General features: G+C 69.6%; 7 protein-coding genes and 1 pseudogene. 6 read left to right on the top strand and 2 right to left on the bottom strand.

The window, feature by feature from the left end; all coding sequences use genetic code 11:
- Positions 1–149: 149 nt before the first annotated feature.
- The 4 genes from ABD255_RS20875 to ABD255_RS20860 all read left to right on the top strand — a co-directional run bounded on the left by ABD255_RS20875 (position 150) and on the right by ABD255_RS20860 (position 5,249).
- Entirely contained in the window at positions 150–809 is a 660-nt protein-coding gene (locus ABD255_RS20875; RefSeq protein WP_344216420.1) for a nucleotidyltransferase family protein, read from the top strand.
- 190 nt (positions 810–999) lie between these two features.
- Complete coding sequence (locus ABD255_RS20870) at positions 1,000–1,776, top strand: beta-phosphoglucomutase family hydrolase (protein ID WP_344216418.1); 777 nt, start codon at positions 1,000–1,002, stop codon at positions 1,774–1,776.
- The gene (locus ABD255_RS20865; RefSeq protein ID WP_344216416.1) at positions 1,776–4,145 is read left to right on the top strand and encodes a glycoside hydrolase family 65 protein; all 2,370 of its coding nucleotides are present in this window, start codon (positions 1,776–1,778) and stop codon (positions 4,143–4,145) included. The genes ABD255_RS20870 and ABD255_RS20865 overlap by 1 nt, the downstream gene beginning before the upstream one ends.
- Positions 4,146–4,226: 81 nt before the next feature.
- Positions 4,227–5,249, top strand: a complete 1,023-nt coding sequence (locus ABD255_RS20860; RefSeq protein WP_344216414.1) for a DMT family transporter — start codon at positions 4,227–4,229, stop codon at positions 5,247–5,249.
- Here the strand turns inward: ABD255_RS20860 and ABD255_RS20855 are convergent.
- Together ABD255_RS20855 and ABD255_RS20850 are read right to left on the bottom strand one after the other, a co-directional pair.
- Positions 5,187–5,405: pseudogene (locus tag ABD255_RS20855) on the bottom strand (DMT family transporter); the annotation flags it as partial. The gene ABD255_RS20860 and the pseudogene ABD255_RS20855 sit on opposite strands and share 63 nt — an antisense overlap.
- Entirely contained in the window at positions 5,405–6,055 is a 651-nt protein-coding gene (locus ABD255_RS20850; RefSeq protein ID WP_344216412.1) for a flavodoxin family protein, read from the bottom strand. The gene ABD255_RS20850 and the pseudogene ABD255_RS20855, both read right to left, overlap by 1 nt.
- Positions 6,056–6,097: 42 nt before the next feature.
- Here ABD255_RS20850 and ABD255_RS20845 point away from each other — a divergent pair, with 42 nt between their 5' ends.
- Together ABD255_RS20845 and ABD255_RS20840 are read left to right on the top strand one after the other, a co-directional pair.
- Complete coding sequence (locus ABD255_RS20845; protein WP_344216410.1) at positions 6,098–6,733, top strand: TetR/AcrR family transcriptional regulator; 636 nt, start codon at positions 6,098–6,100, stop codon at positions 6,731–6,733.
- 63 nt (positions 6,734–6,796) lie between these two features.
- On the top strand, positions 6,797–8,197 hold the full coding sequence (locus ABD255_RS20840; RefSeq protein ID WP_344216408.1) for an ABC transporter substrate-binding protein: 1,401 nt from the start codon (positions 6,797–6,799) through the stop codon (positions 8,195–8,197).
- The last annotated feature ends 3 nt before the right edge of the window (positions 8,198–8,200 follow it).

The following is an 8,200-nucleotide window of genomic DNA, read 5'->3' as shown; positions in this document are numbered from 1 at the left end:
CGACAACCGACGCCCACTGGCGCTGCTCACGTCATGAAGCGCGACTTTGCCGAGGCCCTGCTGAGCCACCTCGGGGTTCCATCGTCGGATCGGCATCGACGAAGGAGCCTGGAATGGTTCGCGATTACCAGGTCGGGGGTTGATGCGGCGTGTTCGTCACCGGTCTGGTGCTGGCCGCCGAGGGGTCGCCGCGGCTGGGTGTGCCCCGGCAACTGCTCGCCTACCAGGGCGGCACGCTGCTCGGCGCGTCCTTGGAGACGGCCCGGGACTGCGGGTTCGACCAGTTGATCGTGACCCTGGGATCCGCCTCGGAGCAGGTCCGCGAACGGGTCGACCTGGACGGTGCCCGGGTGGTCGAGTCACCCCACGCCGACACCGGCAGTTCGTCGATCGTGCCCGCGCTCGACGTGGTCGACCGGCGTACGGACGGGATCGTGGTGATGCTCGGCGACCAGCCGGGCGTGACTTCGGCCACTGTCTGGTCGCTGGTCGCGGAGGTGGCCGGGCCGTCCACGCCGATCGGCGTCAGCCGGTACGACAACGGCCGGGGCAATCCCTGCTGGTTCGGCCGCGAACTGTTCGGCGAGTTGCGGCAGTTGCGCAGCGACCACGACGTCTGGGCCGTGATCCGGTCCGGCCGCCACCTGGTGACCGAGGTCGATGCCATCGGCAACGTTCCGCTCCGGGTCGAGAGCTGGGACGAGTACCAGTCCCTGGTCGCCCAGCCGGGCCGGCCCGATGCCGAGGCCCCGGTCGTCCCGCCGGCCGCGATCCCCACCCGCGCCCGCCGCTCCCGCCGCCGCGTCTAGACCACCCCCGCCGCCAAAACGTTCCACCGCGTGCAGAACGCCCCGCCGCGGACAGAACGCTCAGTCCCGGCCAGGACGTTCAACCGCGCATTCGAGCCTCCGGAAGACCCGTCTCGACGGGTGTCACTGTGGGTACCAGCTACTCTCGGCAACATCCGACCGGCGGACCTGGACCGATGGAAGGTGAACGATGCTCGGATTACCCGGACAGATACGGGCGTGTCTGTTCGACCTGGACGGCGTCCTGACCGACACCGCGGCGGTTCACGCCGCGGCGTGGAAAGAGATGTTCGACGCGTTCCTGCGCGACTGGGCCGAGCAGACCGGCGTTCCCTTCGTACCGTTCGACGACCACGCCGAGTACGCCGCCTACGTGGACGGCAAGCCGCGCGTCGACGGCGTCCGGGACTTCCTCGCCTCGCGGGGCATCAAGCTGCCGGAGGGCAGCCCGGACGACGAGCCCGCCGCCCTGACCGTGAACGGGCTCGGCAACCACAAGAACGTGGCGGTCCTGCGCCGCATCCGCACCGACGGAGTGCGGGTCTTCGAAGGCTCCCGCCGGTATCTGCAAGCCGCTGAGCAGGCGGGACTGCGGCGGGCGGTGGTGTCCTCGAGCGCGAACACCCGCGAGGTCCTGGACGTCACCGGTCTGGCGCAGTACATCGAGCTGCGGGTGGACGGGCTGACAGTCCGAAGCGAGGGCCTGCGCGGCAAGCCGGCGCCGGACACCTTCCTGGCCGCGGCGAAGCTGCTCGGCGTCTCCCCGGCCGAGGCTGTGGTGTTCGAGGACGCGCTGGCAGGAGTCGAGGCCGGCCGGGCCGGAGGATTCGGGTTCGTGGTCGGCGTCGATCGCCTCGGTCAGGCGGACCAGCTCCGGGTGCACGGGGCCGACGTCGTGGTGACGGAGTTGGACCAGTTGCTGGCAGCTGCCGGGCCTGGCGCCCGCAGTACGGGAGGAGAGAGCTGATGCCGGACCGCAAGCAGCACCCGATCGAGCCGTGGCGGCTGCGTGAGACCGAGCTGGACCTGGACAACCTCGCCCAGGCGGAGTCGCTGTTCGCCCTCTCGAACGGCCACATCGGCCTGCGCGGCAACCTCGACGAGGGCGAGCCGTACGCGATCCCCGGCACCTACCTGAACTCGTTCTACGAGAAGCGCCCCCTGCCGTACGCCGAAGCCGGGTACGGCTATCCCGAGTCCGGCCAGACGCTGGTCGACGTCACCAACGGCAAGCTGATCCGGCTGCTGGTGGACGACTCGCCCTTCGACATCCGGTACGGCGAACTGCACTCGCACGAACGGTCGCTCGACTTCCGCTCCGGCATCCTGCAGCGCGACGCCGACTGGACCTCGCCCGGCGGCAAGCGGATCCGGGTCCGGTCGCGCCGGCTGGTGTCGCTGACCCAGCGGGCGGTGGCCGCGATCGAGTACGTCGTCGAGGCGGTCGACCGGCCGGCCCGGTTCGTCGTCCAGTCCGAGCTGGTGGCCAACGAGACCCAGCCGCCGTTGTCCGACGATCCCCGGGTGGCGAGCGTGCTCGAGCAGCCACTGGAGCCGGTCTCGCACGACGCCAGCCCGAAGAGCTGCATCCTGATCCACCGCACCAAGCGCAGCGAGCAGTTGATGGCCGCCGGCATGACCCACCAGGTGGAGGCGCCGGACCGGGCCAGAGTGGACATCGACATCCGTGAGGACTGGGCGCGCACCACGGTCATCTGCGACCTGCAGCCCGGTGAGAGCCTGCGGGTGGTGAAGCTGCTCGCGTACGGGTGGTCGAGCCTGCGTTCTGAGACCGCCATCGGCGACCAGGTGGCCGCGGCACTGGCCAGCGCGGAGTTCTGCGGCTGGGAGGGACTCGTCGAGCTCCAGCAGGAGTACCTCGACGACTTCTGGGACGCCGCTGACGTCGAGGTGCAGGGCCATGCCGAGTTGCAGCAGGCTGTTCGATTCGCCCTGTTCCACGTCTTGCAGGCGGGTGCCAGGGCCGAGCGGCGAGCGATCCCGTCCAAGGGGCTGACTGGGGCCGGTTATGACGGCCACACCTTCTGGGACACCGAGGGGTTCGTCCTGCCGGTGCTGATCCACACGGTGCCCGACGCCGCGGCGGACGCGCTGAAATGGCGCCACTCGATCCTGGAACTGGCCAAGGACCGCGCCGCGGTGCTGGGCCTGCGCGGCGCGGCCTTTCCGTGGCGGACGATCCGCGGCCAGGAGTGTTCGGGGTACTGGCCGGCCGGTACGGCGGCGTTCCACATCAACGCCGACATCGCCGAAGCGGTCAGCCGGTACCACGCCGCGACCGGCGACGAGCAGTTCCTGGTCGACTACGGCCTCGAACTGCTGGTCGAGACCGCGCGACTGTGGATGTCGCTGGGGCACCACGACCGGCACGGCCGCTGGCATCTGCCGGGCGTCACCGGGCCGGACGAGTACAGCGCCGTCGCCGACGACAACGTCTTCACCAACCTGATGGCGGCCAAGAACCTCAAGGCGGCGGCCGAGGTCGCCGTCCGCCATCCGGCCAAGGCCCGGTCGCTCGGCGTCGACGCGGAGGAGGAAGCCGCCTGGCGCGATGCCGCGGCCGCGGTCCACATCCCGTACGACGAGGAACTGAAGGTGCATCCCCAGTCGGACGGGTTCACCGGGTACGCAGAGTGGGACTTCGAGGCGGCGCGCGGGAAGTACCCGCTGATGCTGCACGCGCCGTACTTCGAGCTGTACCGCAAGCAGGTCGTCAAGCAGGCCGACCTCACGTTGGCCATGTACTGGTGCGGGGACGCGTTCACTCCGGAACAGAAGGCCCGCAACTTCGACTACTACGAACGACTCACGGTGCGGGACTCGTCCCTGTCGGCGTGTGTCCAGGCCGTCATGGCGGCCGAGGTCGGCCACCTCGATCTGGCCTACGACTACGCCTACGAAGCGGCTCTGATCGACCTGCACAACCTGCATCACAACACCAGGGACGGCCTGCACATGGCCTCGCTGGCGGGAGCCTGGACCGCGTTGGTCGCCGGCTTCGGCGGGCTGCGCGATCGCGAGGGCTGCATTTGCTTCAACCCCGCGCTCCCGGCAGGGCTGACGGGACTGGCCTTCTCGATCCGCTGGCACGGAGTGCGGCTGCGCGTCGATATCCAGCCCGACGAGGTCACCTACGCGGTGCACGACGGCCCCGACGCTAGCCTCACCCTCAACCACGCGGGCGAGGAGATCACGGTGAAGGCCGGCGAGCCGGTGACTCGCGCCCTGACCAAGCGCGAGCCCCTGTTGCCCCGGCCGACCCAGCCACCCGGCCGCGAACCCATGTCAGCACTCGGGAACAACCGCACGGAGTGAGCTGACCAGCCTGTTTGGACCTGTCAGATCACTCGGTTTTGGACCTCTGCTCTAGACCGAAACCGCTCTAGCGTGAGCCGCATGCGAAAAGTTGTGGCAGCCGGGTACAGCGGCGCTGGAGCGGCCATGTTCCTCGTCGGCACGCTGGCGGCGGTGTCCGGCGTAGTGAACACCTATCCGCTGTTCGGCGGACAGGCCATCCGGTACGTGCTGTCCGCGGTGGTGCTGCTCGGGGTGGCGAGGATCTACGGCCTCGGTTTCCTGCGGCCCTCGGCGACCGAAGTGGTCCTGTTCTCCGCGCTGGCGGCGACAGGTCTGGTGCTGTTCAACGTGTTCGTTATCCATGCCACCCGGCATGCCGGCCCGGCCACCGTCGGCACGGTCATCGGCGCCGTGCCGATCGTGCTGGCGATCGCCGGCCCGGCGCTGAACAGGAGGCGCCTTTCGAGGCGGGTGCTGTTCGCGGCGATGATCGTGGTCGCCGGCACCGCACTGACCTCCGGGCTCGGCACCGCTGACGCCGCGGGCGTTCTCCTGTCCATCGGCGCGCTCGTCTGCGAAGCGTGCTTCACCCTGCTGGCCCTTCCGCTGCTGATCCGGTACGGCCCGATCCGGGTCTCCGCCTACACCGCGGCGCTGGCCGCACCGATGCTGCTGGCGCTCGGCGCCGTCACCGACCGCGGTGGCCTGCTGCGTACGCCGAGCGCAGCCGAGGCGGGCGGCTTCGTATATCTGGCCGTCGTCGTCGGCGCCGGCGCCTTCCTGCTCTGGTACGGCGCCCTGCCGCGACTGGGCGCGGACCGGGCCGGACTGTTCGCCGGGATGGTCCCGATCGGCGCGATCGTCACCGGTACTGCGCTCGGCCTGGGCGCCCCGAGCGGCGGCGAACTGCTGGGCGTACTAGTCGTCGTCGCCGGCCTCTTGATCGGTCTGGCGCCCTCACTCACTCCCCGCCAGGCGCAGACCCACGACACCGGCCACGATCAGGGCGATGCAGGCGAGGCGGGGGAGCGTGACGGGTTCGTCGAACAGGAGCACGCCGAGCGTGACGACACCGATCGAGCCCAGGCCGGTCCATACCGCGTATGCCGTGCCGACGGGTAGCCGGTCCAGGGTCTTCGCCAGCAGCACCACCGAGATGACGCCGAACACGAGCACCCCGGCGGTCGGCCAGAACCGGCTGAACCCGTCGCTCGGTTTCAGGCTGAGCGCGAACGCGATCTCGAAGGCCGCGGCGGCGAGCAGCACCAACCACGCCATCAGGCCGCCAGCGAGCCGCGCTGGTGCCGGAGGGTGACGGCTGCGACGCGGGCTCCGAGGGCGGCGGCGGTGCGCAGATCGGTCTCCGGCGGCGCCTTCTCCGCGGACAGGTCGGCGTCGGACTGCGCCATCGCGCCGAGCCAACTGCCGAGCCGGTTGAGGTCCTCGATGCTCGCCGTCGACTTGGCCCACCCCGGGAAGATGTCCAGGCCGACCCAGATCATCCCGTGCTGGGCGGCGAGCACGGCGAAGTCGACGAGGCTGTTCAGCTTGTCGCCGGACATCGCCTTGGAGTTGGTGAAGCCGGCCGCGATCTTGTCTCGCCAGCCGAGGTCGGCGGCCCAGACCTCGGCGCTGGCCTCGGCGAACGCCTTGAAGACGGCGCTCGGGCTGCCCATGTAGGTCGGCGCGCCGAAGATGATCGCGTCCGCGCCGGCGAGCCGGTCCCACAGCTCGTCGGTCAGCTCGTCGACCGGAACCAGTTCGGCGACCGCCCCCGGTACTGCGGCCGCACCGGCGGCGACCGCGTCGGCCTGCTTCGCGGTGTGGCCGTAGCCGGAGTGGTACGCGACGGCGATCCGGGCCTGACCGCCCGCTACGGCCGGCTGGGCGCCGCGCGGGGCCCCGAACTGCTCGGGTGGGTTGCTCATGGTGCTTCCTCTCGAGGTCTTGAGCGGACTACAGTCCGTCTTATGAACGACCTTAGCGGACCGCAGTCCGTTTCACAACGACAGCTTCCCGTGCTCGGGGAACCGCGCCCGGAACGCGCCGACGCACGCCGGAACCGGCTGAAGGTGCTGGAGGCCGCGGAGCGGCTGTTCGCCGAGCAGGGCGTGAAGAACGTGTCGCTGGACGCGATCGCGGCGGCCGCGGGGGTCGGCAAGGGCACGGTCTTCCGGCGCTTCGGCGATCGGGCCGGTCTGGCGGTGGCGCTGCTCGACGAGCGCGAGGTGGAACTGCAGGCCAAGATCCTGTCCGGCCCGCCGCCGCTGGGCCCCGGTGCTCCGGCGGCCGACCGGGTCGCCGCGTTCCTCGATGCCTACCTGGAACTCCTGGACCGCCATGTCGAACTCTTCGTCGACAGCGAGAACGCCTCCGACGGCGCCCGCTACCGCATCGGCTCGTACCGCCTGTGGCACCGCCACCTCGCGATGCTGGTGGAGCAGGCGCGGCCAGAACTGGATGCCGAGCACACCGCCCACGTGATCCTGGCGCCACTCGCCGCCGACCTGCACCTCGCTCTGCGTGACGAAGGTTTCGCTCTGGATCGCCTCAAAGCCGGTCTCCGCCGGCTCGCCGAAGCGATCCTGGCGCCGGTGAGGCACTGACTGGTCCACATTCGGCGAAACGGTCCTACTGTGGGTAGGAGAGTCTCGCTGTGGAGGTTGGCGATGAACGAGCCGACTCGCATATCGCGTCGTGACCTGTTGGTGTTGACTGCCGTGGCCGGAGCCGCCGCGGCCTGCGGTGACGGTGGGGACGATGCCGGGCCCCCCGAGGCGACGGTCCCGGCCCCGAGCCCGACCGTCAGAGATCCCGCCTCGGCGCTGTCCGGCGGTCTGAGCATCCTGTTGTGGAGCCACTTCGTGCCCAGTCACGACGTGTGGTTCGACCAGTTCGCCAAGGACTGGGGCCGTCAGGTCGGCGTCGAGGTCAGCATCGACCACATCAACAACACCGAGATCGTGGCCAGGACGGCGGCCGAGATCCAGGCCAGGCAGGGCCACGACCTGATCCAGTACATCGCGCCGCTGTCGCAGTTCGAGCCCAGCGTCGTCGACCTGAAGGACGTCGCCCAGGAGGCCCAGAAGCGGCACGGTGATCAACTGCCTCTTTGCGTGAAGTCGAGCCAGAACTCGACCACGGACAAGCACTACGCGTTCGCGCCGGCCTGGGCGCCCGACCCCGGCGACTACCGCAAGAGCCTGTGGGAGGGTGCCGGGCTCCCCAACGGCCCGGCCAGTTGGGACGACCTGCTCCGCGGCGGTGCCGAGATCAAGAAGGGCAAGCGCATCCAGATGGGCCTCGGCATGTCCCAGGAGATCGACTCCAACATGGTCGGCCGGGCGTTGCTGTGGTCCTACGGCGGGTCGATCCAGGACGAGAACGAGCAGGTCGTGATCAACTCGCCCGAAACGGTCGCCGCGGTGGAGTTCATGCAGCGGCTGTTCAAGGAGACGATGACGAACGAGGTGTTCTCCTGGAACCCGGCGTCGAACAACCAGGGTCTGATCGCCGGCCAGATGTCGTTCATCGTCAACTCGATCTCGGCCTGGCGCACCGCGCAGGAGGCCAACCCGGAGGTTGCCGACGACATCTACTTCGTGCCGGCGCTGAAGGGCCCGAAGGCCGCGCTGGCCGCACAGCACGTGATGTACAACTGGATCGTCCCGAACCACGCCAAGAACGTCGACGCGGCGAAGGAGTTCCTGCTCCATTACACCGACAACCTGGCGCCCGCGGCGTACCACTCCAAGCTGTACGACCTGCCGGCGTTCCCGAAGGTGGTTCCGCAGCTGAACAGCTGGCTGGACAATGATCCCTTCGGCGCCCGGCCGGCCAACAAGCTGGCGGTCTTGAAGAACGCCATCGAGTGGAGCACGAACGTCGGTCACCCGGGGCCCGCGAACACGGCGATCGGCGAGGTTTTCGCCACCTTCATCATCCCGAACATGTACGCGAAGGCGGCGCGCGGCGAGCTGACGGCCGAACAGGCGGTCGCCGATGCCGAGCGGCAGATCAAACCCATCTTCGACAAATGGCGGAGCCGCGGTCTGGTCGGCGGGGCGTAGGCG

The sequence above is a fragment of the Kribbella sancticallisti genome, assembly GCF_039530625.1.
Taxonomy (GTDB): Bacteria; Actinomycetota; Actinomycetes; order Propionibacteriales; family Kribbellaceae; genus Kribbella; species Kribbella sancticallisti.
The sequence above is the reverse complement of the archived record's forward strand: the minus strand, read 5'-3'. Positions and strand labels throughout refer to the sequence as shown.

What these genes read in the sequence shown, in the direction of transcription:
- ABD255_RS20870 (WP_344216418.1), top strand. Translation starts at nt 1,000, where the DNA reads ATGCTCGGATTACCCGGACAGATACGGGCGTGTCTGTTCGACCTGGAC.
- ABD255_RS20865 (WP_344216416.1), top strand. Translation starts at nt 1,776, where the DNA reads ATGCCGGACCGCAAGCAGCACCCGATCGAGCCGTGGCGGCTGCGTGAG.
- ABD255_RS20860 (WP_344216414.1), top strand. Translation starts at nt 4,227, where the DNA reads ATGCGAAAAGTTGTGGCAGCCGGGTACAGCGGCGCTGGAGCGGCCATG.
- ABD255_RS20850 (WP_344216412.1), bottom strand. Translation starts at nt 6,055, where the DNA reads ATGAGCAACCCACCCGAGCAGTTCGGGGCCCCGCGCGGCGCCCAGCCG.
- ABD255_RS20845 (WP_344216410.1), top strand. Translation starts at nt 6,098, where the DNA reads ATGAACGACCTTAGCGGACCGCAGTCCGTTTCACAACGACAGCTTCCC.
- ABD255_RS20840 (WP_344216408.1), top strand. Translation starts at nt 6,797, where the DNA reads ATGAACGAGCCGACTCGCATATCGCGTCGTGACCTGTTGGTGTTGACT.